The 20,878-nt window shown below is 75.0% G+C and carries 26 protein-coding genes and 1 riboswitch; of the genes, 18 read left to right on the top strand and 8 right to left on the bottom strand.

Annotated features, from left to right (window positions below; all coding sequences use genetic code 11):
- The first annotated feature begins 315 nt into the window (after positions 1-315).
- On the top strand, positions 316-1,140 hold the full coding sequence (locus ACI79U_RS04510) for a TSUP family transporter (protein ID WP_457065500.1): 825 nt from the start codon (positions 316-318) through the stop codon (positions 1,138-1,140).
- A gap of 33 nt (positions 1,141-1,173) precedes the next feature.
- Here the strand turns inward: ACI79U_RS04510 and ACI79U_RS04505 are convergent, their stop codons facing one another.
- Complete coding sequence (locus ACI79U_RS04505) at positions 1,174-1,980, bottom strand: MBL fold metallo-hydrolase (RefSeq protein ID WP_457065502.1); 807 nt, start codon at positions 1,978-1,980, stop codon at positions 1,174-1,176.
- Between the two features lie 52 nt (positions 1,981-2,032).
- Here ACI79U_RS04505 and ACI79U_RS04500 point away from each other — a divergent pair, with 52 nt between their 5' ends.
- Entirely contained in the window at positions 2,033-3,544 is a 1,512-nt protein-coding gene (locus ACI79U_RS04500; RefSeq protein WP_457065504.1) for a TldD/PmbA family protein, read from the top strand.
- 82 nt (positions 3,545-3,626) lie between these two features.
- Entirely contained in the window at positions 3,627-5,006 is a 1,380-nt protein-coding gene (locus ACI79U_RS04495; protein WP_457065506.1) for a metallopeptidase TldD-related protein, read from the top strand.
- A gap of 81 nt (positions 5,007-5,087) precedes the next feature.
- On the opposite strand, the gene ACI79U_RS04490 is transcribed toward ACI79U_RS04495, so the two are convergent.
- From ACI79U_RS04490 to ACI79U_RS04480, 3 genes are read right to left on the bottom strand one after another with little or no spacing between them, the layout of a single operon-like run.
- Complete coding sequence (locus ACI79U_RS04490) at positions 5,088-5,312, bottom strand: hypothetical protein (protein WP_457065508.1); 225 nt, start codon at positions 5,310-5,312, stop codon at positions 5,088-5,090.
- 56 nt (positions 5,313-5,368) lie between these two features.
- The gene (locus ACI79U_RS04485) at positions 5,369-5,653 is read right to left on the bottom strand and encodes a cupin domain-containing protein (RefSeq protein ID WP_457065510.1); all 285 of its coding nucleotides are present in this window, start codon (positions 5,651-5,653) and stop codon (positions 5,369-5,371) included.
- Positions 5,635-5,967 (bottom strand): helix-turn-helix domain-containing protein, encoded by a 333-nt coding sequence (locus ACI79U_RS04480; RefSeq protein ID WP_457065512.1) that lies wholly within the window; start codon positions 5,965-5,967, stop codon positions 5,635-5,637. The genes ACI79U_RS04485 and ACI79U_RS04480 overlap by 19 nt, the downstream gene beginning before the upstream one ends.
- A gap of 144 nt (positions 5,968-6,111) precedes the next feature.
- Positions 6,112-6,194, top strand: a riboswitch (ZMP/ZTP riboswitch).
- Positions 6,195-6,214: 20 nt separating this feature from the next.
- Between ACI79U_RS04480 and ACI79U_RS04475 the strand changes: the two genes are divergently transcribed.
- The 6 genes from ACI79U_RS04475 to ACI79U_RS04450 all read left to right on the top strand — a co-directional run bounded on the left by ACI79U_RS04475 (position 6,215) and on the right by ACI79U_RS04450 (position 11,502).
- Positions 6,215-7,648 (top strand): glycine hydroxymethyltransferase, encoded by a 1,434-nt coding sequence (locus ACI79U_RS04475; protein ID WP_457065514.1) that lies wholly within the window; start codon positions 6,215-6,217, stop codon positions 7,646-7,648.
- 156 nt (positions 7,649-7,804) lie between these two features.
- The gene (locus tag ACI79U_RS04470; RefSeq protein WP_457065516.1) at positions 7,805-8,647 is read left to right on the top strand and encodes an amidohydrolase family protein; all 843 of its coding nucleotides are present in this window, start codon (positions 7,805-7,807) and stop codon (positions 8,645-8,647) included.
- Positions 8,644-8,985 carry a glycosyltransferase gene (locus tag ACI79U_RS04465; RefSeq protein WP_457065518.1) on the top strand — a complete coding sequence of 114 codons (342 nt, stop codon included), beginning with the start codon at positions 8,644-8,646 and terminating at the stop codon, positions 8,983-8,985. Before ACI79U_RS04470 ends, ACI79U_RS04465 begins: the two co-directional genes overlap by 4 nt.
- 462 nt (positions 8,986-9,447) lie before the next feature.
- Positions 9,448-9,753 (top strand): hypothetical protein, encoded by a 306-nt coding sequence (locus tag ACI79U_RS04460; RefSeq protein WP_457065520.1) that lies wholly within the window; start codon positions 9,448-9,450, stop codon positions 9,751-9,753.
- 135 nt (positions 9,754-9,888) lie between these two features.
- On the top strand, positions 9,889-10,368 hold the full coding sequence (locus tag ACI79U_RS04455) for a hypothetical protein (RefSeq protein ID WP_457065522.1): 480 nt from the start codon (positions 9,889-9,891) through the stop codon (positions 10,366-10,368).
- Between the two features lie 132 nt (positions 10,369-10,500).
- The gene (locus ACI79U_RS04450; RefSeq protein WP_457065524.1) at positions 10,501-11,502 is read left to right on the top strand and encodes a C40 family peptidase; all 1,002 of its coding nucleotides are present in this window, start codon (positions 10,501-10,503) and stop codon (positions 11,500-11,502) included.
- Between the two features lie 116 nt (positions 11,503-11,618).
- Here the strand turns inward: ACI79U_RS04450 and ACI79U_RS04445 are convergent, their stop codons facing one another.
- Both ACI79U_RS04445 and ACI79U_RS04440 read right to left on the bottom strand, forming a co-directional pair.
- On the bottom strand, positions 11,619-11,906 hold the full coding sequence (locus ACI79U_RS04445) for a YdeI/OmpD-associated family protein (RefSeq protein ID WP_457065526.1): 288 nt from the start codon (positions 11,904-11,906) through the stop codon (positions 11,619-11,621).
- Between the two features lie 23 nt (positions 11,907-11,929).
- The gene (locus ACI79U_RS04440; RefSeq protein ID WP_457065528.1) at positions 11,930-12,181 is read right to left on the bottom strand and encodes a hypothetical protein; all 252 of its coding nucleotides are present in this window, start codon (positions 12,179-12,181) and stop codon (positions 11,930-11,932) included.
- Between the two features lie 121 nt (positions 12,182-12,302).
- On the opposite strand from ACI79U_RS04440, the gene ACI79U_RS04435 reads away from it, so the two are divergent.
- The 8 genes from ACI79U_RS04435 to ACI79U_RS04400 all read left to right on the top strand — a co-directional run bounded on the left by ACI79U_RS04435 (position 12,303) and on the right by ACI79U_RS04400 (position 17,283).
- Positions 12,303-13,067, top strand: coding sequence for a histidine phosphatase family protein (locus ACI79U_RS04435; protein WP_457065530.1), 765 nt, complete (start codon positions 12,303-12,305; stop codon positions 13,065-13,067).
- Positions 13,048-13,938: an NAD(P)H-hydrate dehydratase gene (locus ACI79U_RS04430; protein WP_457065532.1), complete on the top strand. Its 891-nt coding sequence runs from the start codon at positions 13,048-13,050 to the stop codon at positions 13,936-13,938. Before ACI79U_RS04435 ends, ACI79U_RS04430 begins: the two co-directional genes overlap by 20 nt.
- Positions 13,935-14,474, top strand: a complete 540-nt coding sequence (locus ACI79U_RS04425) for a gamma carbonic anhydrase family protein (protein ID WP_457065534.1) — start codon at positions 13,935-13,937, stop codon at positions 14,472-14,474. Before ACI79U_RS04430 ends, ACI79U_RS04425 begins: the two co-directional genes overlap by 4 nt.
- A gap of 13 nt (positions 14,475-14,487) precedes the next feature.
- Positions 14,488-14,970, top strand: a complete 483-nt coding sequence (locus ACI79U_RS04420; protein WP_457065536.1) for a hypothetical protein — start codon at positions 14,488-14,490, stop codon at positions 14,968-14,970.
- Between the two features lie 30 nt (positions 14,971-15,000).
- Entirely contained in the window at positions 15,001-15,672 is a 672-nt protein-coding gene (locus tag ACI79U_RS04415; protein ID WP_457065538.1) for a sigma factor-like helix-turn-helix DNA-binding protein, read from the top strand.
- A 33-nt stretch (positions 15,673-15,705) separates the two neighbouring features.
- Positions 15,706-15,963: a DUF167 domain-containing protein gene (locus tag ACI79U_RS04410; protein ID WP_457065540.1), complete on the top strand. Its 258-nt coding sequence runs from the start codon at positions 15,706-15,708 to the stop codon at positions 15,961-15,963.
- Positions 15,964-15,988: 25 nt separating this feature from the next.
- Complete coding sequence (locus tag ACI79U_RS04405) at positions 15,989-17,041, top strand: zinc-binding dehydrogenase (RefSeq protein ID WP_457065542.1); 1,053 nt, start codon at positions 15,989-15,991, stop codon at positions 17,039-17,041.
- Positions 17,042-17,127: 86 nt separating this feature from the next.
- The gene (locus ACI79U_RS04400) at positions 17,128-17,283 is read left to right on the top strand and encodes a hypothetical protein (protein WP_457065545.1); all 156 of its coding nucleotides are present in this window, start codon (positions 17,128-17,130) and stop codon (positions 17,281-17,283) included.
- A gap of 6 nt (positions 17,284-17,289) precedes the next feature.
- Here the strand turns inward: ACI79U_RS04400 and ACI79U_RS04395 are convergent, their stop codons facing one another.
- Positions 17,290-17,811: a hypothetical protein gene (locus ACI79U_RS04395; RefSeq protein ID WP_457065547.1), complete on the bottom strand. Its 522-nt coding sequence runs from the start codon at positions 17,809-17,811 to the stop codon at positions 17,290-17,292.
- Complete coding sequence (locus ACI79U_RS04390; protein ID WP_457065549.1) at positions 17,808-18,722, bottom strand: mechanosensitive ion channel family protein; 915 nt, start codon at positions 18,720-18,722, stop codon at positions 17,808-17,810. Before ACI79U_RS04390 ends, ACI79U_RS04395 begins: the two co-directional genes overlap by 4 nt.
- 212 nt (positions 18,723-18,934) lie before the next feature.
- Here ACI79U_RS04390 and ACI79U_RS04385 point away from each other — a divergent pair, with 212 nt between their 5' ends.
- Complete coding sequence (locus ACI79U_RS04385) at positions 18,935-20,845, top strand: BCCT family transporter (protein WP_457065551.1); 1,911 nt, start codon at positions 18,935-18,937, stop codon at positions 20,843-20,845.
- Positions 20,846-20,878 lie beyond the last annotated feature (33 nt).

Raw genomic sequence — 20,878 nt, 5'->3', positions numbered from 1 at the left:
GAGCGCTGTGCGCCCAGGGCGCGTTCGCGCGCCGGAACCGACCGCAGGTGCACAGTGCCGGCGCGCGGTCAGCTTCCACGTCGCCCCGGCCACCCTTCGGTGGCCGCGGCGAGCATCGGCCAGCACGCCGTCCGCGGGCCCGCGGGTTGATCCGCCGCGCCCAGCGGGTCATCCCGGGGACGGACGTCGCCGAACTCTCACGCGTCGTCGCACCGTCCCGTGCTGGGTCGGGGGCAGGCTCTCCGGGAGAGGCCGGGCAGTCCGGTCCCGCTGCCGGGGGGACGACCCGGCCGAGGTGAGGAGACCGTGGCCGGGATGTCGGACGCGTTCCCGGGCGACCTGCTCCCCGCGGGGCTGACCCCCGAGGTGCTCGGGTTCGTGCTGCTCGCCGCGCTGGCGGCCGGGTGGATCGACGCCGTCGTCGGTGGCGGCGGCCTGCTGCAGCTGCCCGCGTTGCTGCTCGTCCCGGGGATGAGCCCGGTCCAGGCCCTCGCGACGAACAAGCTGGCCTCGATCTTCGGCACCACGACCAGCGCCGTCACCTACCACCGCCGGGTGCACCCCGATCTGCGGACCGCCCTGCCGATGGCCGGGATCGCCCTGGTCTGCAGCTTCGCGGGGGCCTCGGTCGCCGCCGCGCTGCCGGCCAGTGTGTTCAAGCCGATCATCGTCGTCGCGCTGATCGCGATCGCGGCGTTCACCGTGCTGCGTCCCTCCCTCGGGGAGGTGACCGCGCTGCGCCACAGCGGTCGCCGCCACCACGGCGTCGCCGCGGTGACGGGCGCCGCCATCGGCTTCTACGACGGCGTCCTCGGGCCGGGCACCGGGTCGTTCCTCGTGTTCGCCATGGTCTCGCTGCTGGGGTACGACTTCCTCAACGCCAGCGCCAAGGCCAAGATCGTCAACGTCGCCACCAACCTGGGTGCCCTGCTCTTCTTCGCGCCCTACGGTGCGGTCCTCTGGGGTCTGGGGATCCTGATGGGTGCGGCCAACATGCTCGGGGCCTACCTGGGCGCGCGGACGGCGACCGCCCGGGGCAGCCGCTTCATCCGGGTGGTCTTCCTGGTCGTCGTCACCGCGTTGATCGGGCGGGTCGGCTGGGACGTCTGGACGGAGAACGTGCGCCCCCTCCTGGAGTGAGCCAGGGATGGGTCGTCCGGATCTGCTGCCCGGTCACCGGGCGCGCAGCGAGATCGTCTGGCCGCGGCCCACGGTGCGGATCTCCCCGGGCACCCGGCGGCGGGCCACCTCGGTGATGAAGTCGCCCAGCGGGCTCTTGAAGACGCCGTAGTCGTCGTAGTGCACCGGCACGGTGACCGGCGGCGCCAGCAGCTCCACCAGGTCGGCGCCCTGCCGGGCGTCCATCGTCACGGTCACCCCGAGGACCTTCGTGCCGCCCAGGTGCGGGATCAGCACGTCCAGCGGGCCGCAGCGCTGCAGCACCTCACCCAGCGCCGGGCGGTGGAGGGTGTCGCCGCTGACGTAGCCGCGCCAGGTCACCTGCCCGCCGCGGACCAGCTCCAGCACGCTGCCCATCACCTCCGGCAGCAGCCGGGCGAGCGGGCCGGGCCCGTGCACCCCGGGCACGCTGGTGATCCGCAGGACGTCGTCGCCGGACCCGAGCTCGTGGGTCTGCCAGGGCCGCAGGTCCGCGGTGGCGTCGAACCCGCGCTTGCCCAGGCAGCGGGCCGCCTCCGGGGTGGTGACGACGGGGGTCTCCTTGGGCAGCGCCCGGGTGGCGATCCGGTCCCAGTGGTCGCCGTGCATGTGGCTGAGCAGGATCGCGTCCAGCTCCGGGAGCTGGGCGGGCACCAGCGCCGGGTCGGTCCGCCGCTTGCTGCGCAGCCCGTACCCCAGGTGCGCCCGCTGGCCGCGGTGCAGGAAGTTCGGGTCGGTGAGCAGGGTGAACGGGCCCAGCCGCAGCAGGGTCGTCGCGGTGCCGCCGAAGGTGAGCGTGACGTCGTCCCCGGGTGCGGTCATGCCCCGTCGGCTACCCGACGGAGGTGTCCCCGATGCCTGGTAGACAACTCGCGTGCCGCAGAACCGCTCGGTGGACGAGTCCTTCCTCGCCCTCCCGCTGTCCGCTCTCGCCGACGCCGCGCTGACCCGGGCCGTCGACCTGGGGTGCGAACACGCCGACCTGCGGGTCGAGCGGGTCCGCACCCAGGCCATCCGGCTGCGCGACGCCCGGCTGGAGTCGCTCTCCGACGGGGAGGACCTGGGCCTCGCCGTCCGGGTCGTGTACGAGGGCACCTGGGGCTTCGCCGCCGGTGTGGTGCTCACCGCGGCGGAGGCGGTCCGGCTCGCCGAGCAGGCGGTCGCCGTCGCTCAGGTCTCCGCGGCGATCAACACCGACCGGGTGGAGCTGGCCCCGGAGCCGGCGTACGACGGCGAGTGGGTGTCGTCCTACGAGGTCGACCCGTTCGCCGTCCCCGACGCGGAGAAGACCGCGCTGATGACCGAGCTGTCCGAGCGGCTGCTGGCCGGCGACGGCGTCGAGCACGTGCAGAGCAGCGTGGTGCAGGTCAAGGAGCAGAAGTTCTACGCCGACACCGCCGGCACCCGCACCCGCCAGCAGCGGGTGCGGATCGAGCCGGAGCTCACCGCGCTCACCGTCGACCGGGCCACCGGCGCCTTCGAGTCGATGCGCACCCTGGCCCCGCCGGTCGGGCGCGGCTGGGAGTACCTGACCGGCGACCACTGGAACTGGCGTGCCGAGCTGGCGGAGATGCCCGAGCTGCTGCGGGAGAAGACCACCGCGCCCTCGGTCGAGGCCGGCCGCTACGACCTGGTGGTCGACCCGACCAACCTCTGGCTGACCATCCACGAGTCGATCGGCCACGCCACCGAGCTCGACCGCGCGCTGGGCTACGAGGCGGCCTACGCCGGCACCTCGTTCGCCACCGTCGACCAGCTGGGCAGCCTGCGGTACGGCTCGCCGCTGATGAACGTCACCGGCGACCGCACCGCCGAGCACGGGCTGTCCACCGTGGGCTGGGACGACGAGGGCGTCGCCGGGCAGCAGTGGGACCTCATTCGCGACGGGGTGCTGGTCGGCTACCAGGTCGACCGCAACATGGCCCGGCTCCGCGGGATGGACCGCTCCAACGGCTGCTCGTTCGCCGACTCCGCCGCGCACGTGCCGGTGCAGCGGATGGCCAACGTCTCGCTGCAGCCCGACCCGGCCGGCCCCTCCACCGAGGAGCTCATCGCCGGCGTGGAGCGCGGCATCTACGTCGTCGGCGACAAGAGCTGGTCGATCGACATGCAGCGCTACAACTTCCAGTTCACCGGGCAGCGGTTCCACGCCATCAGGAACGGCCGGCTCGCCGGCCAGCTGCGCGACGTCGCCTACCAGGCGACGACGACGGACTTCTGGGGCTCGATGAGCGTGGTCGGCGGCCCGCAGACCTACGCCCTCGGCGGTGCGCTCAACTGCGGCAAGGCGCAGCCCGGTCAGACCGCCGCGGTGAGCCACGGGTGCCCGGTGGCGCTGTTCGAGAACACCGCGATCCTCAACACCGCGCAGGAGTCCGGCCGATGAGCCAGCTGAGTCCCGGTCGACGAGCGCCAGCGAGGCGACCAGCGAGCATCGCAGCGAGCGCCAGCGAGCGAGGAGCGGAGCGATGAGTCCACAGGAGATCGTCGAGCAGGCGCTGGCGGCGTCCACCGCCGCCGGCCAGGTCACCTACGTGGTGGAGAGCTCCGAGGCCAACCTCCGCTGGGCGTCCAACAGCCTGACCACCAACGGGTCGATGCGGTCCCGGCAGGTGGTCGTGATCAGCTTCGTCGACGGTGGCGCCGGCATGGCGGTGGGCACGGTGGCCCGCACCGGCACCCCGGACGTCGCCGAGCTGGTGGCGATGAGCGAGCAGGCCGCCCGCGACGCCGGCCCGGCCGAGGACGCGATGCCGCTGGTCACGGAGGCGCCGCCCGGCGCCGGCGACTGGGACGCGCCGCCGGCGGAGACCACGATCGGTGTGTTCGGCGAGTTCGCCCCCGCGCTGGGCGAGGCGTTCGGCGCGGCCCGCGACCGGGACGAGCTGCTGTTCGGGTTCGCCGAGCACTCGATGGCCACCACCTACCTGGGCACCTCCACCGGGCTCCGGCTGCGGCACGACCAGCCGACCGGGCGGGTCGAGCTCAACGGCAAGGACCGGGACTTCGGCCGGTCGGTGTGGGCCGGGGTCGGCACCCGCGACTTCTCCGACGTCTCGGTCGCGGCGCTGGCCGCCGAGGTGCAGCAGAAGATGACCTGGTCGCAGCGGCGGGTGGAGCTGCCCGCGGGCCGGTACGAGACGCTGCTGCCGCCGTCGGCGGTGAGCGACCTGATGATCTACGCCTACTGGACGATGGAGGCGCGGGACGCCGACGAGGGCCGCAACGTCTACGCCCGGGCCGGCGGGGGCAACCGGATCGGTGACCGGCTGGCGCAGCTGCCGCTCACCCTGCGCAGCGACCCGTTCGCCCCCGGCCTGGAGGCCGCGCCGTTCCAGGTGGTCGGCGGCTCCTCGGGGTCGGCGTCGGTCTTCGACAACGGCATGGCGTCGCCGGCGGTCGACTGGATCCGCGACGGCGTGCTGACCAACCTGATCCGGCCGCGGGCCTGGGCGCTCAAGCAGACCGCGCCGGCGACCGTGGCCGTCGACAACCTGGTCCTCACCGACCCGAACGCCACCGCGTCGCAGGCGGAGATGATCGCGAACACCGACCGGGGGCTGCTGCTCACCACGCTCTGGTACATCCGCGAGGTCGACCCGCAGACCCTGCTGCTCACCGGGCTCACCCGCGACGGCGTCTTCCTGGTGGAGAACGGCGAGGTCACCGGGGCGGTGAACAACTTCCGGTTCAACGAGTCCCCGGTCGACCTGCTCGCGCGGGCCACCGAGGCCAGCCGGACCGAGCGGACCCTGCCGCGGGAGTGGAACGACTGGTTCACCCGCGCCGCGATGCCGACGCTGCGGGTGCCGGACTTCAACATGAGCTCGGTGTCGCCCGCCAGCTGAGGACAGCGGCCCGCCGTTGTGCGCTGGTCGTCGGTTCCCGCGGTCGGGAGTGACGACGAGCGCACAACGGTGACGGCGGGGCTACTGCTCGGGGCCGACCTCGTCGGGGTCGGGGGTGTGGAAGGCGGTGTGCTCGGGCTCGGCGGCCTCCCGCTGCTGCTCCGCGGTCTGCTCGGGCGTGTCCGGCTCCTCGCCGCCGACGCCGAACCCGGCGGCGGTGTCCGGGGCACCCTGGCCGGGGTCGGCCGCGGGGATGCCGTCGTCGGGGTCGGGCAGGTTGGGCTCGAACGGTGTGGTCATCGACATGCCCGGTCGCCTACCCGGCCCGGTGTCCGGGACACCACCGGCAGGTGACGGACCGGTCAGTCCGCGTCGCGGGCCGGGCGGGCGCGGACGTGCATCCGCTCGCCCTGGGGGCCGAACAGCGCGAGCGCCTCGGCGGGGGAGCTGCCGGTGTTGCCGAACCAGTGCGGCGTGCGGGTGTCGAACTCGACCACCTCGCCCGGCCCCAGGTCGATGTCGTGCTCGCCGAGCAGCAGCCGCAGCCGACCGGAGAGCACGTAGAGCCACTCGTGGCCCTCGTGGGTCCTCTGCGCCCGGTCCTCGGTGCGGGCGCCCGGCGGGAAGATCAGCTTGTAGGCCTGCACCCCGCCGGGCGGCGGGTGAGCGGCAGCATGGTCAGCCCGTGCCGGACGACGGGCTGCGGGTGGATCCGCGGATCGCCGGTGGGCGGGGCGTCGACCAGTTCGTCCAGCGTCACCTGGTGCACCCGGGCCATCGGGAGGAGCAGCTCCAGGGTGGGCCGGCGGCCGCCGGACTCCAGCCGGGACAGCGTGCTCACCGAGATGCCGGTGGCCGCCGACAGCTGGGTGAGGGTCACCTGCCGCCGCTGACGCAGCGCCCGCAGCCGCGGCCCGACCGCGTCGAGCACCTCCTGGGGCAGGGCGCCGTCGTCCGTCACCGGGTCATTGCCGCTCCGGCAATCGAGTTTGTCAAGGAGCGGCGGGCACCGCGGCACGGACCGGGCGCAGGGTGACGGTCACCACGTCTGCTGTCGACGGGCGGGACCGCGCTGGCCCACCGCCCGGCGGGCTGGCTACCCTGGGAACCGGGCCGTGACTGGCGCAGACAGGTGGACGACCACCGGGGAGCGGCTCCGAAGCCGTGCCGCGCGCCTGGGCTCCCCGTCGTCCTCCCGGAGGAGAGCCATGACCAGCACCGTCACCCGCGAGACGGCCGCGTTCACCAGCGCGCTCGACGTCATCGCGCAGGTCGAGCCGCGGGTCGCGGCGGCGATCGGCCAGGAGCTCACCGACCAGCGCGAGAGCCTCAAGCTCATCGCCAGCGAGAACTACGCCTCGCCGGCCGTGCTGCTGGCCATGGGCAACTGGTTCAGCGACAAGTACGCCGAGGGCACCCCCGGGCGCCGGTTCTACGCCGCCTGCCAGAACGTCGACACCGTCGAGCGGCTCGCCGCCGAGCACGCCCGCGAGCTCTTCGGCGCCGACCACGCCTACGTGCAGCCGCACTCCGGCATCGACGCCAACCTGGTCGCCTTCTGGTCGATCCTCGCCCACCGGGTCGAGACCCCGGCGCTGGCCGAGGCCGGGGTGAAGAACGTCGACGCGATGACCCCCGAGGACTGGGAGCGGCTGCGCCGGGCCTTCGGCAGCCAGCGGATGCTCGGCATGTCCCTGGACGCCGGTGGTCACCTCACCCACGGGTTCCGGCCGAACATCTCCGGGAAGATGTTCGAGCAGTCCAGCTACGGCACCGACCCCGAGACCGGGCTGATCGACTACGCCGCGCTGCGTGCGCGGGCCCGCGAGTTCCGCCCGCTGATCCTGCTGGCCGGCTACTCCGCCTACCCGCGCCGGGTCGACTTCGCGAAGATGCGCGAGATCGCCGACGAGGTCGGCGCGACGCTGATGGTCGACATGGCGCACTTCGCCGGTCTGGTCGCGGGCAAGGTGCTCAGCGGTGACTTCGACCCGGTGCCGCACGCCGACGTCGTCACCACCACCACGCACAAGTCGCTGCGCGGGCCGCGCGGCGGCATGGTGCTGTGCACCGAGGAGTACGCGCCCTCGGTCGACCGCGGCTGCCCGATGGTGCTCGGTGGCCCGCTGCCGCACGTGATGGCGGCCAAGGCGGTCGCGTTCGCCGAGGCCCGCCGTCCGGACTTCGCCGGCTACGCCCAGCAGATCGTCGACAACGCGCAGGCGCTGGCCGGGGGGCTGCAGAAGCGCGGCGTCCGGCTGGTCACCGGCGGCACCGACAACCACCTGGTGCTGATGGACGTGCGGAACTTCGGGCTGACCGGCCGGCAGGCCGAGGCCGCGCTGCTGGACGCCGGCCTGGTCACCAACCGCAACGCCGTCCCGGCCGACCCGAACGGCCCCTGGTACACCACCGGCGTCCGGCTGGGCACCCCCGCGCTGACCACCCGCGGGCTGCGCGAGGCGGAGATGACCGAGGTGGGCGACCTGATCGCCGACGTGCTGGACAGCACCCAGGCCGAGGGTGACTCGAAGGTCAAGTACCGGCTCGACGCCACGGTCGCCGAGCGCGTCCGTGCCCGGGCCGGCGAGATCATCGGGGCCCACCCGCTCTACCCGGAGGTCGACCTCACCGGTCGCTGACCGCGACCCCGGTGGCCGGCGTGCGCGTCCGGCCACCGGGGCGTGACCGGGGACGCCGTCGGTGAGCCCTTCGTAACGGCGGCTCGTTCCGACCGCCACCACCGGGAAACCGTCGGCCGAGATCGTTCTCGGCATGACGACGAGGCCCCGGGACGGGTGCACGACGGGCACCGGCACCTCGGCGTGCTGCCCGCGCACCCCTTCTACGGCGGTCCGCCGGTCAACCCCGACACCACCGCCCGGGCCACCATCGACCAGCTGATCGCCGACCTGGACCGCGAGGGCACCGAGCGGGCGCTGGTCATCCCGAACTACGGCCTCCCCGACGTCAGCGCCTCCTTCGCCCTCAACGAGCTGGTGGTCGAGGCCGCCCAGCGCGACGACCGGATCCGCGCCGGGCTGTGGACCAGCCCCCGCCCGCAGGACGCCGTCGCGACCGACGAGGCCCTCGCCCTCGCCCTCGCCGGCGAGGACGGCGTCACCGCGCTGAAGCTCTCCCTCCTGCTCGGCGGTGGCGCCGACGACGAGGCGTGCCGGCCGCAGCTGGACGCGATCTTCGCCGCCGCCCGCGCGTGCGGCCTGGTGGTGCACGTGCACACCAGCCCGGGCGCGGCCAGCGACATCGACCAGGTCGGCCGGCTGGTCGACCGGTACGCCGACGACGTCGCCGTGCACCTGGTGCACCTGGGCGGCGGGATGAGCGGCCACATCATGCTGATCGGCTCCCGCTTCTTCGCCTGGATCGCCGCCGGCAAGCGGGTCTACACCGACACCAGCTGGGCGATCGGCTTCGCGCCGCGCTGGCTGGCCGCCGAGATCGAGCGCCACGGATCGGCGCCGACCGAGTGCTGTTCGCCTCCGACCAGCCGTGGGGCGACTTCGAGGGCGAGCACGCCCGGCTGCTCGCCGCCACCGCCGGCACCGAGCTCACCGACGCTGTTCGACTACCGGGACCACCGGGGGGGCAGGTCTTCGAACGGGCCGCGGAGCTCGGCGTGACCCCCGTCGTCCTGGGCCCGGTCGACCACGACGCGCTGCCGGCCCTGGTGGCCGCGGCCGACGTCTTCGCCTTCCCCTCCACCAAGGAGGGCTTCGGGCTGGCCGCCATGGAGGAGCTCGCCGCCGGCGTCCCGGTGCTGACCCGGGACCTGCCGGTGCTGCGGGAGGTGTTCGGTGCGGCGGCGACCTTCGCCAGCAGCCCGGCCGGGCTGGCCGCCGGGCTGCTGGCCGGGGGCTCCCCGGCGTGGCAGGCCGCCGGTCGGGCGCTGGCCGCCGGGCACAGCTGGGACGCCGCGGCGGCCGCCACCCTCACCCTCTACCGGTCGCTCAGCGGTTGAGCTTCGGGTCGAAGAGGTCCCGGAGCGCGTCGCCCAGCATGTTGGAGCGAACACCGCCACCCGGCCTGGTCGGCCGGCGACGTGGTCTCGGGCCAGTGGGACACGTCGATCACGGTGCGCTCCGCGGCTCGCCGGACCGGTCGGACCGGTCGGACCGGCCGGGCCGCCCTCTGCACGGGTGACGGTGTGAGCCAGGTCGCATGAGCCCCCAGTGGGCTTCCCGTTCGGCGGAACCCCGGTCGACGGGCCGGCTGGACCGCCACCCACCGCGGTGACCAGTCGGCGTCGCGCGGGTGGCACGGATGGGGCCAGCGCGACGAGCGTGACGGGTGCACACCACCGGCACGCCAATCGGCATGTCATTCCTCTGAGTCACTGACTCAAAACGGAATCCGGTCTAGTTTTTCCCCTGACGCCGACAACGACCCCCTGCTCCGGCAGGACGGCGAGGGGAGCACAGCCATGACGTACCGACAGAAGCCCTCGATCTTCCAGTTGGGCAAGGTCCACGACAACGGCCCGTCCGTGATCGTCTCGGGGTGGGGTCTGGGGATGTGTGCCGCCTCCTGCCACTGCCACCGCAACCCGGCCGATGGGCAGCTCGCCCTCGCCGAGGACCAGGCCGGCGGCAGCCTCGGCCTGCGCAGCTTCAGTGACACCGGCGCCTGTGACTGCTGTGAGGCGTGGACCTCCGCGGAGCTCGCCGCGATCCTGCGCGACGTCGCCGTGGTCGAGGCGCTGGACTGCCAGGAGCCGCTGGCCAACTGAGCACTGCACGGCCTGCTCGACCCGAGGCCGCCCGCCGGGGGGAACCGGCGGGCGGCCTCGAGTCCGTTCCTGCCCCGTCACCCCGCCCGCGGGTCCACGGTTGCGCCGGGCCGCCGCGCGGGTAGGCCCGAGCCCATGTGGGGACGAGCAGCAGTCCGTGGTGCCCTCGCCGGCCTCGCCGGCGTCGCGGTGATGACGGCGGGGGAGAAGCTGGAGCAGCAGCTGACCGGCCGGCCGAACTCCTACGTGCCGGCGCGCACGCTGACCGCGCTGACCACCGGGCGTCGGTTGCCCGGGTCGGCACGCCCGCCGGTGCGCAACCACCTCATGCACTGGGGCACCGGTGCCACGGTCGGCGCGCTGCGCGGTGTCTGGGCCGCGGCCGGCCTGCGCGGCTGGCGGGCGAACGCCTGGCACACCTCGGTGCGGCTGGCCGTCGACCAGACGCTGGAGAACGCCACCGGCGTCGGCGCCCCGCCGTGGACGTGGAGCCGGCGGGACCAGGTCGTCGACGTCCTGCACAAGGCGGTCTACGCCTTCGCCACCGGCGCCATCGCCGACCGGGTGGTCCCCTCGGCGAGGGGCAGGAGTGACACGCGGGGCCTGTGGGACTGACCGCCCGGGCGGACCGATCGTCCCCCGGCGCGCCGAGGCGGACGCTCCGTCTAAGTCTCCTTACTTTCCGTTCAGGACGCGCGCGGACCTCGTCGCCCCTTCCCCGGGCCGCCACGCGCAGACGGAGGCACGGTGACCCGATCGACCACCCGCCGGTGGACCCGGGCCGCAGCGCTGGCGCTGAGTGCCGGTGCGGCGCTCACGTTCGTCCCCGCGACGGCCTCCGCCACTCCGGCCACCGCCGACCAGGCCCGCCATGCGGTCGCCGAGACCGGCCTGAAGCTCAGCGCGCTGGACGAGGAGGTGCACCAGGCCACCGCGACCGCCGAGCAGCAGCGGGCCGCCGCCGGTGCCGCCGCGGTCGCTGCCGCCGAGGCGCAGGTCCAGCTCGACGCGCTGGAGCCGCAGCTGCGGGCGATCGCCCAGTCCGGGTACGTGGGCACCACCCGCGGCCGGCTCGCGGCCTTCCTCACCAGCGGCTCCGCCGACGACCTGGTGCAGCAGATGAGCACCCTGGACCAGCTGGCCTCGCACGCCGACGCCGTCGTCGGGCAGGTCGCCGCCGCCCGGTCCGCCGCCGAGCAGGCGCAGCAGGCCGCGGCCGACGCGGCGGCCGCCGCCGAGCAGGCCGCGGCCGACCTGCAGCGCCGGCACGACGAGCTCGAGGGCGAGCTGGACCGGTACGAGGCGGACTTCGCCCGGCTCTCGGCCGTCGACCAGGTGCGGGTCCAGACGGTGATCGCCGGCCCCGACGTCGTCGCCGCCCCCGCCCCCGCGCCGACCGCCGCCGCCGGCGAGGCCGTCCGCACCGCCCTGGCCCAGGCCGGCGACATGTACCTGCCCGGCGGGAGCGGTCCGGACCGCTTCGACTGCTCCGGCCTCACCCAGTACGCCTACGCCGCCGCCGGCATCTCGCTGCCGCACTCCAGCCGGGCCCAGGCCCAGCTGGGCGTGCCGGTCTCGCGCAGCCAGCTGCAGCCCGGCGACCTGGTCTTCTTCTACACCCCGATCAGCCACGTGGGCATGTACATCGGCAACGGCCAGATGGTGCACGCCAGCGTCACCGGCAAGCCGGTCGCGGTGACCAGCGTGGACAAGGGCGGCTACGTCGGCGCCCGCCGCGTCACCGGCTGATAAAGGACCCCGTCCTCCTCACCCCTCGCAGGCTCGGGGCGAGCCTCGGGACGGGGCCACGTCCTCCTCACCCCTCGCAGGCTCGGGGCGAGCCTCGGGACGGGGCCACGTCCTCCTCACCCGCCGGTGAGCTGCTGGACGGCGGCGGCGATCCGCTTGGCGCGGGTCTGCGGGGTGGCCGCGGTGTGGACCCGGTGCAGGACGGCGTACCGGTCCGGGCCCCGCAGCGCCTCGAACGCAGCAGCGGCCGCCGGCACCTGCGCCAGCGCCGCGGTCAGGTCGTCGGGCACGGTGATGGTGGCCGGCCCCGCGTAGGCGCGGTCCCAGCGCCCGTCGGCCCGGGCCGCCTCGACCGGGGCCAGCCCGGCCGGGCGCATCCGCCCCTCGGCGACCAGCCGGGCCACCGTCGCCACGTTCTCGGCCCCGTTCAGGGCACCGCCCCGAGCTTGCGAGGGGTGGGGAGGACGGGGTCCTTCCGGCGGTTGCTGCGGCCGTCGATCCAGCCGTGGCACAGCGCCACCTCGACCGCCTCGGCGGCGGTGATCGACGGGATGCCCGACGACCGCTTGGCCAGCTGCAGGAACAGCCCCGGCGCCCGGTCGTGCTCGGCGGCGAGCCACGCGTCGAAGTCGGCCGCGGTGGCGAACGCGCGGATCGGGAAGGTGCTCTCGTCGGCCACCCGTTCATCGTGCGCAGTCCGGTGGGCGGCGTCCAGGGGTCGCGGTTTGGTCGCCGGGGTGGTCGGCTAACCGCTGACCGGACGGCGCTCAGCAGGGGCGTCGCACGACGACGGGACGGCGATGGCACAGGTACCCGGCCCCTCCGCGCTGTGGCTGGTCCGCCACGGGGAGAGCGTGGGCAACCTCGCCGACGCGCACGCCCACCGGACCGGCGCCGAGCGGCTGGAGCTGGACGTCCGCGACCCCGACGTCCCGCTGTCGGACACCGGCGAGCAGCAGGCCGACGCGCTGGGCCGCTGGCTGGCCGACCTCCCGCCCGACGGGCGGCCCACCACCGTGCTGAGCTCGCCGTTCGCCCGCGCGGCGGCCACCGCCCGGCGCGCCGTCGCCGCCAGCGGGCTGGACCTGCCGGTGCGGTTCGACGAGCGGCTGCGGGAGCGGGACTTCGGCATGTTCGACGGCATGACCGGCGCCGGCATCCGCGAGCGGTTCCCCGAGGAGGCCGAGCGCCGCGCCCACCTGGGCAAGTTCTGGTACCGGCCACCCGGCGGGGAGAGCTGGGCCGACGTCGCCCTGCGCATCCGCAGCCTGCTGGCCACCGAGGCGCTGCGGCACGACGGCGAGCGGCTGGCCTGCTTCTCCCACCAGGCCGTGATCATGGTCTTCCGCTACGTGCTGGAGGGGCTGGGCGAGCCCGAGCTGCTGGAGATCGACCGGCAGGAGCGGGTGGCCAACACCTCGGTCACCCGCTACCGCCGTGACGACTCCGGTGACCTGCGGCTGGCCGAGTTCAACGCCGTGCACCACCTGTCCGACGACAGCTCCGACGCCAACCGGGCCGAGCCCCCCGTCACCGAGGAGAACGATGTCCCCAGCCCGGCCTGAGCCCACCCTGGTCACCCCGCAGGTGCTGCGGGGCTGGCGGCTGCCGGAGCCGACCGGCGGCAAGGAGGCCCGCGGCTCGATCCTCGTGGTCGGTGGCAGCACCGAGACGGTCGGTGCGGTGCTGCTGGCCGCCGAGGCCGCGCTGCGTTCCGGCGCCGGCAAGCTGCAGGTCGTCGTCCCCTCGAAGGTCGCCCCGCACGTGTCGATCTCGCTGCCGGAGGCGCTGGTGCGCGGCGTGCCGCACACCGAGGCCGGCGCGATCCGGGCGTCGTCGGCCGAGCTGGTGCTCGACCTCGCGCAGGGCGCCTCGGCCGTGCTGATCGGCCCGGGCATGGCCGACGAGGCGGAGACCCGTGGACTGGTCGAGCAGCTGCTGCCGCACCTCGAGGGCCCCGTCGCGCTCGATGCCCTGGGCCTGGCCGCGGTCACCGCCGACCCGGGTTGCCTGCGGCACCTGGGCGGGCAGGTCGTGCTCACCCCCAACCCGACCGAGCTCGCCATCGCGTTGCACGTGGAACACGGGGAGGTCGAGGAGGACCCGGTCGGCTCCGCCCGGCGGATGGCCGAGCAGGCGCAGGCCGTCGTGGGCCTCGGCGGCGGCACGAGCTGGGTCGTCGCGCCGGACGGCCGCTCGTGGGAGGACGAGAGCGGGGGCGCGGGGCTGGGGGTCTCCGGCTCCGGTGACGTGCGGGCGGGGATCGTCGCCGGCCTGCTGGCCCGGGGCGCGGAGCCGGCCCAGGCCGCGGTCTGGGCCTCTCACCTGCACGGCCGCGCCGGTGAGCGGCTGGCCGCGCAGGTCGGCCGGCTGGGCTTCCTGGCCCGCGAACTACCGCTGGAGGTGCCGCGCGTGCTGGCCGAGGTGGACCTGTGACCACGGGGGAGGGGGCGTTCCTGGGCGAGCTGGCCTTCGGCGCCCCGCAGCTCGACGAGCAGGCCTTCGTGGCGCCGACGGCGGTGGTCGTCGGCGCGGTGACGCTCGGCCCGCGGGCGAGCATCTGGTACGGCGCGGTCGCGCGCGCGGACGCCGAGGTGATCGAGATCGGCGCCGACTCCAACGTCCAGGACGGCTCGACCCTGCACAGCGACCCGGGCTTCCCGCTGGTGCTGGGCGAGCGGGTCACCGTCGGCCACGGCGTGGTGCTGCACGGCTGCCGGGTGGACGACGAGGTGCTCATCGGGATGGGCAGCACCGTGCTCAACGGCGCGCACATCGGCACCGGGTCCATCGTCGCCGCCGGCGCCGTGGTCACCCAGGGCACCGAGGTGCCGCCGTACTCGCTGGTCGCCGGGGTGCCGGCGAAGGTCCGCCGGCAGACGACCGCGGACGACGTCGCCGCGATCCGGGCGAACGCGGCGAGCTACACCGACCGGCTGGACGCGCACCGCGCCGTCCGCCGGGTGGAGTAGGGGCGCCGGTCGGGTGGGCGTCTCCGAACTGCGGGCCCAGGTGGCCTGGCCCGTCGCGGACCCGCCGGTGCGGGTGCGGGCCGGCCGGGTGCTCGGCGGGCTGTTCCACCTCGCCTCCACGGTGGCCACCCTGGGAGCCGATGCCGGGGTCGGCGCGCGGCGGCCCAGCTGGTCGGTGCCCCGCGACCCCGACGCGTACCTCGGGCTGGGCGCCGTGCGGCTGCGCTGGCCGGAGGACGCCCCGGCCGAGCAGGTGCAGGCCACCCGGCGCGGGGTCTGGGCGACGGGCCCCGGCGCGCCGCCGCGTGAGGTCCCGGTGCGGCAGCTGCGGGTCGTGGCAGCCACCCCGGACGGCTCCCCGGGGTCCCGCTGGCCGGAGGCGGCCTGGACGCTGACCCTGACCGACGGCTCCCGGACGGGCACGCTGTCCGGTGCGTGGCTGGCGCTGGCCTGGATCGGGCACCTGGCCGGCTGGCCGGACCCCTCGGGCACGTGAGGGACGAGGGCATGTGAGGGACGGGGTCACGTGAGGGACGAGGTGCTCGCGCCCCTCCTCGCCCGGGCGGGCCCGGGCCTGCTCCGCACCGCACACCTGCTCACCGGGGACGCGCGGCAGGCGCGGGAGCTGGTCGTCGAGGCGCTGGCCGGGGTGGCCGGCCGGGACGCCGCGGTCGACGAGGGGTCGCTGCGACGGGCGCTGGTGGCCGCGCACGCCGCCTGGCACCGGCGGACCCGGGTGGCGGGCGCCGTCGCCGGGATCCCGGCCCTCGACGGGCTGCGGGCGAGCGGGCTGCCGGGCACCGCCGCGGCGAGCGCGCCCACCGTGCCGCCGGGGGAGCCGGCGGCCGCGCTCGCCCTGCTCCCGGCGCGGGAGCGGGCGGTGCTGGTGCTGCGGTACGGGGACGGGCTGACCGACGAGCAGGTGGCCGCGGCCGTGGGCGTGGAGCCCGCGGCGGTGCCGGGCGAGGTGGACCGGGGCCTGGCCCGGCTCGCGGAACGGGTGCCCGGCCGGGACCCGGTCGAGCTGCTGCGCCGGGAGCTCGCCGAGCGGGCCGCGGGCGCACCCGGGCCGGGCCCGGAGCTGCTCGCGGCGGTGCGGGACGCCGCGCGCTCCCAGCGGTGGCACCGGGCCGGGCTGGTCGGGCTGCTGGCCTTCGTGCTGGTGGTCGTCCTCGTCGTCGCCGTCTCCCTGGGTTGAGCCGCCGCCCCGGCCGACCGGCAGGATCGGCGGGTGCGCATCACCATCCGGGTCCGGCCCGGCGCCGGGCGGACGGCGGTCGGCGGGGAGCACGACGGTGCCCTCGTCGTCCGGGTGTCCGCCCGGGCCGTCGGCGGGAAGGCCACCGCGGCCGCGCTGGCCGCCGTCGCCGACGCCTTCGGTGTGCGCCGCTCGGCGGCCACGCTGGTCACCGGCGCGACGTCGCGCACCAAGGTGGTCGACGTCGACGGCGCCACCGAGGGGCTGCTGGCGGACCTGCTCGGCCGCTGAGCCCGCGGCCGGGCAGGCTGGGGTCGTGCGTGCGCTGGTGTTCGAGTCCTTCGGTGGTCCGCTCGACGTCCGGGAGGTGCCCGATCCGCGGCCGGCGCCCGCCGGGGTGGTGGTGCAGGTCGAGGCCAGCGGGGTCTGCCGCAGCGACTGGCACGCCTGGCAGGGGCACGACCCGGACGTCGTCCTCCCGCACGTCCCCGGCCACGAGCTCGCCGGGACGGTCGCCGCCGTCGGCCGCGAGGTGCGGCGCTGGGCGGTCGGCGACCGGGTGACCGTGCCGTTCGTCTGCGCCTGCGGCCGCTGCACCCCCTGCCGAGAGGGTGACGGTCAGGTCTGCCGGTTCCAGACCCAGCCCGGGTTCACCCACTGGGGCTCGCTCGCCGAGCTCGTCGCCCTCGAGGCCGCCGACGTGAACCTCGTCGCGCTCCCCGACGAGCTGCCCGCCACCACCGCGGCCAGCCTGGGCTGCCGGTTCGCCACCGCCTTCCGGGCGCTGACCGGGGTGGGCCGGGTGCGCCCCGGGGAGTGGGTCGCGGTGCACGGCTGCGGCGGGGTGGGGCTGTCGGCGGTCCAGGTGGCGGTCGCGGCCGGCGCCCGGGTGGTCGCCGTCGACGTCTCCGGTGCCGCCCTGGACCTGGCCCGCCGGATGGGCGCGGAGCACACGGTCGACGGGAGCTCGGTCGACGGACGTGCGGCCGACGTCCCCACCGCCGTCGCCGAGCTGACCGGCGGGGGCGCCCATCTGTCGCTGGACGCGCTCGGGTCGGCCGTCACCTGCACGAACTCGATCCGCAGCCTGCGCCCGCGCGGGCGGCACGTGCAGGTCGGCCTGCTGCCCCCGGCGGTGGGGCGGCCGGAGATCCCGATGGAGCTGGTCATCGCCCGGGAGCTGGCCGTGCTGGGCAGCCACGGCATGGCCGCCGGCGACTACCCGGCGATGCTCTCGCTGATCGCCGCCGGCCGGCTGCGCCCGGACCTGCTGGTCACCCGTGAGCTCGGTCTCGCCGACGCCGGCGCCGCGCTGGCCGCGGTCGGCCGGGAGCCGGGGATCGCCGTCGTCGCGCCGACCAGGACATGACGATCTGGTGACCTCCGCGCGGGCGGGTTCCCGGGGGCCCGATGGCGAGCATCCTCGGAGGGGACACCCGAGCCGAGGAGGGCACCGTGTTGGCGCTCATCGCACTGCTGCTGGTCGTCTGGCTGGTCGTCACCGTGATCGGCGCCCTCGTCGAGGGCCTGTTCTGGCTCTTCGTCGTCGGCGTGGTGCTGTTCCTGGTGACCGCGGCCTGGGGGTTGACCCAGACCGGCACCCGGGGCTGACGCCGGTCAGCCGGTCGGGGTCCCGCCGGTCTGCGAGCCGTCGGTGTCCTGGTCGGTGCCGGTCGTCGGGTCCTCGTCCGTCGTCGGCGTGCTCCCGGTGGTCGGCGCCGGGGCCTGGCTGGTCCGCGGGGTGGTCGGCGTTGGGGTCGACCGGGGCTCGTCGTCGTCCGGGCTCGGGGTCTGGCCCGTGGGCACGCTGCTGGTCGGGGCCGGCGCCTCGCTGCCCGGCGGGGGCGTGGTCTCCGGCGGCGTCGGCGTGCTCTCCAGCTGGGAGCTGCGCACCGGCACGGTCTGCCCGCTCGGGAGTTCGACGTCGACGTACGGGTCCGCCGGGAAGGCGAGGTACACCCCGAAGAGCAGCACGAACAGGGCCGCGATCAGGGCTGTGGACGAGCGCACCCGACCGATGTGCTTGGGCAGCCGGCGCCCCCAGATCCCGGAGCGGCCGGACTCCGGGGCGGTGGTGAGGGCGGGTTGCTCGGCGGTGCGCCGCTGGACGGTGGTCGGCTGGTCGTCCGACGTGCTCATGCTGCTCCTCCGCTGCGGGCCCGGTCCTCGGCGAGCGCCTCGTCCTGGACGCTGGGGACGTCGGTCATGGCGGTCGCCCGGAGCGACACACCCTCGTGGGAGAGCGCCAGCGCCACCCGGGCCCGCAGGTCGCGTCCCACCTCGAACTGCCTGCCGGGCAGTGTCCGGGCCACCATCCGCAGGTTCACCTCGTCCAGCGACAGGCTCTCCACGCCCATCACGCTCGGCTCGTCGAGCAGCAGCTGGTGCAGGCGCTCGTCGGCGTAAGCGCGGCGGCCCACCTCGCGCAGCACCTGCTGCACGCGGCTGACGTCGGTGGTGGTGGGCACCGGGATGTCGACCACGGCGCGGGCCCAGTCCCGGGAGTAGTTGATCGACCGGATGATCTGCCCGTTCGGCACGCTGACGACCTCCCCGTCGGGGGAGCGCAGCCGGGTGATCCGCAGCGTGACGTCCTCGACGGTGCCGTAGGCGTCGCCCTGGCCGCCGAGGGTGACGATGCCGACGGAGTCACCGAACCCGTACTGCCGCTCGGTGATGATGAAGAACCCGGCCAGCACGTCCCCGACCACGCGCTGGGCACCGAAGCCCAGGCCGACGCCGAGCACGGTCGCCGGGGCGACCAGCCCGGCGATCGGGATGCCGAGCCGCTCGAGCACGAAGAAGACCGCGATCGACCAGATCAGCACGATCGCCGCCCAGGTGATCACCTGGGTCAGCGAGTGCCGGTGCTTGGCGGCCTCGGACCGCACCAGGGCGTCGGACTCCCGGGCGGTGGCGTCGATGCGGTCGGTGATCCGGGCGCCACCCCAGCTGACGAAGCGGGCGAGCAGCACGGCGCCCAGCACGATCAGCAGCGCCTCGAGTCCCGCGCCGCGCACCCAGTTCCAGACATCCACGAGTGCGTCCATCGCCGCTCAGTGTGGCCGGTCCACCTGTGAACGGGTAGCGCGGGTGGCGCACCCGGGGGTCGGTGCGGCGGCCGGTGGGCGCGCCACGAACTTGCGCCGGGGCCCGCCTGCCAGGACGGTGGTCGGTGCAACGAGCCGTCCGCAGGTGTCGGACGGCTCTTCGACTTGCGCGCCGACTCGAGGGGAGGGGCGCCGATCAGGCGCCACACCACGTGACGAACCCACCGAACGACCCACCCGGCCAGTCGTCGCACGGCGCCTCGCGCGCCACCGCGCCGCCGGTGCCCGACGCCCAGGCCCCCGACGCCCAGGTCCCTGACGCCCAGGCGTCGGACCAGACGATCGACGACGTGCTCGACCCCGGAGTCCTCAGCCGGACGCACCCGGCCATCGCCCAGCCCCCCACCCAGGAGCAGGAGCGCCGGCCGCGACTGGACCGGACGGTCTTCGGGGTCGCCGCCGTCGTCTCGCTGGCCTTCCTCGCCTGGGGCTTCCTCAGCCCCACGGGGCTGGGCTCGGCCAGCAGCAGCGCGCTCGGCTGGATCGAGCTGAACCTCGGCTGGTTCTTCGTCCTGCTCGGCACCGCCGTGGTGCTCTTCGTGCTCTGGATCGCCGCCAGCACCTACGGCCGCATCCCGCTCGGCGGGGACGACGAACGGCCGGAGTTCCGGACGATCAGCTGGATCGCGATGATGTTCAGCGCCGGCATGGGCATCGGGCTGATGTTCTTCGGCGTCTCCGAGCCGCTGTCGCACTACGTCTCCCCGCCGCCGGGCACCGTCCCCGGGGAGACCCAGGAGGCCGTCACCACGGCGATGGCCACCACGCTCTTCCACTGGACGCTGCACCCGTGGGCGCTCTACGCCCTCGTCGGGCTGGCCGTCGCCTACGGCACCTACCGCCGGGGCCGCGGCCAGCTGCTCTCCTCCGCGTTCACCTCGCTGTTCGGGCGCGGGGTGGCCGAGGGGCCGGCCGGCAAGGTGATCGACGTCCTCGCCATCTTCGCCACGCTCTTCGGCACCGCCGCCTCGCTGGGGCTCGGCGCCCTGCAGATCGGCAGCGGGCTGGAGATCCTCGGCTGGCTCGGCCCGGTCGGCAACGCGGCCACCGTCGGCATCATCGCGGTCCTGACCGCGGCCTTCGTGGCCTCCGCGTTCTCCGGCGTCGCCCGCGGGATCCAGTGGCTGTCCAACATCAACGTGGGCCTGGCCTTCACCCTGGCGCTCTTCGTCTTCGTGGTGGGCCCCACGGTGCTGATGCTGAACCTGGTGCCGACGGCGCTGGGCTCCTACGCCGCCGAGCTCCCCGAGATGGCCGCGCGTACCAACGCCTCCGGCGGCGATGAGATGGCCGAGTGGCTGTCGAGCTGGACGGTCTTCTACTGGGCCTGGTGGATCTCCTGGACGCCGTTCGTCGGGGTGTTCCTGGCCCGGATCAGCCGCGGCCGCACGATCCGGGAGTTCATCGCCGGCGTGCTGCTGGTGCCCAGCGTCGTCACGCTGTTCTGGTTCGCGATCTTCGGCGGTGCCGGGATCGGTGCCCAGCAGTCGGGCCAGGACATCGCCGGCCAGTCGACGGCCGAGGGCCAGCTGTTCGGCCTGCTCCAGGAGCTGCCGTTCACCACGGTCACCAGCGTCATCGTGATGCTGCTGGTCGGCATCTTCTTCGTGACCGGCGCGGACTCCGCCTCGATCGTGATGGCGTCGCTGTCCGAGCGAGGCACCCGTGAGCCGACCTCGAAGATGGTCGTCTTCTGGGGGCTGCTGACCGGTGGCGTGGCCGCCGTGATGCTGCTCGTCGGCGGCGACGAGGCGTTGCAGGGGCTGCGGAACCTGACGATCATCGCCGCGCTCCCCTTCGCCCTGGTGATGATCGGGCTGGCGGTCGCGCTGACCAAGGACCTGCGCTCTGACCCGATGGTGCTGCGCCGTGCCTACGCCGCGGGCGCCGTCGAGCAGGCCGTGGTCCACGGGATCACGCGGCACGGCGACGACTTCGTGCTGGTCGTCAAGCCCGGCGAGCCCGGCACGCCGGGGCCCGGGGCGCAGCCGGACGGGGCGCAGCCGGACGGGGCCACCCGGGACGACGGCTCGGCCGGTCGGCCATCGGGCCCCGGGGACTGACGAAGGGCCCCTGGACGGGGTTGGACGGCCCGC

The sequence above is a fragment of the Modestobacter sp. SYSU DS0904 genome, from assembly GCF_054051115.1.
This window is presented reverse-complemented; position numbering and strand designations above follow the sequence as displayed.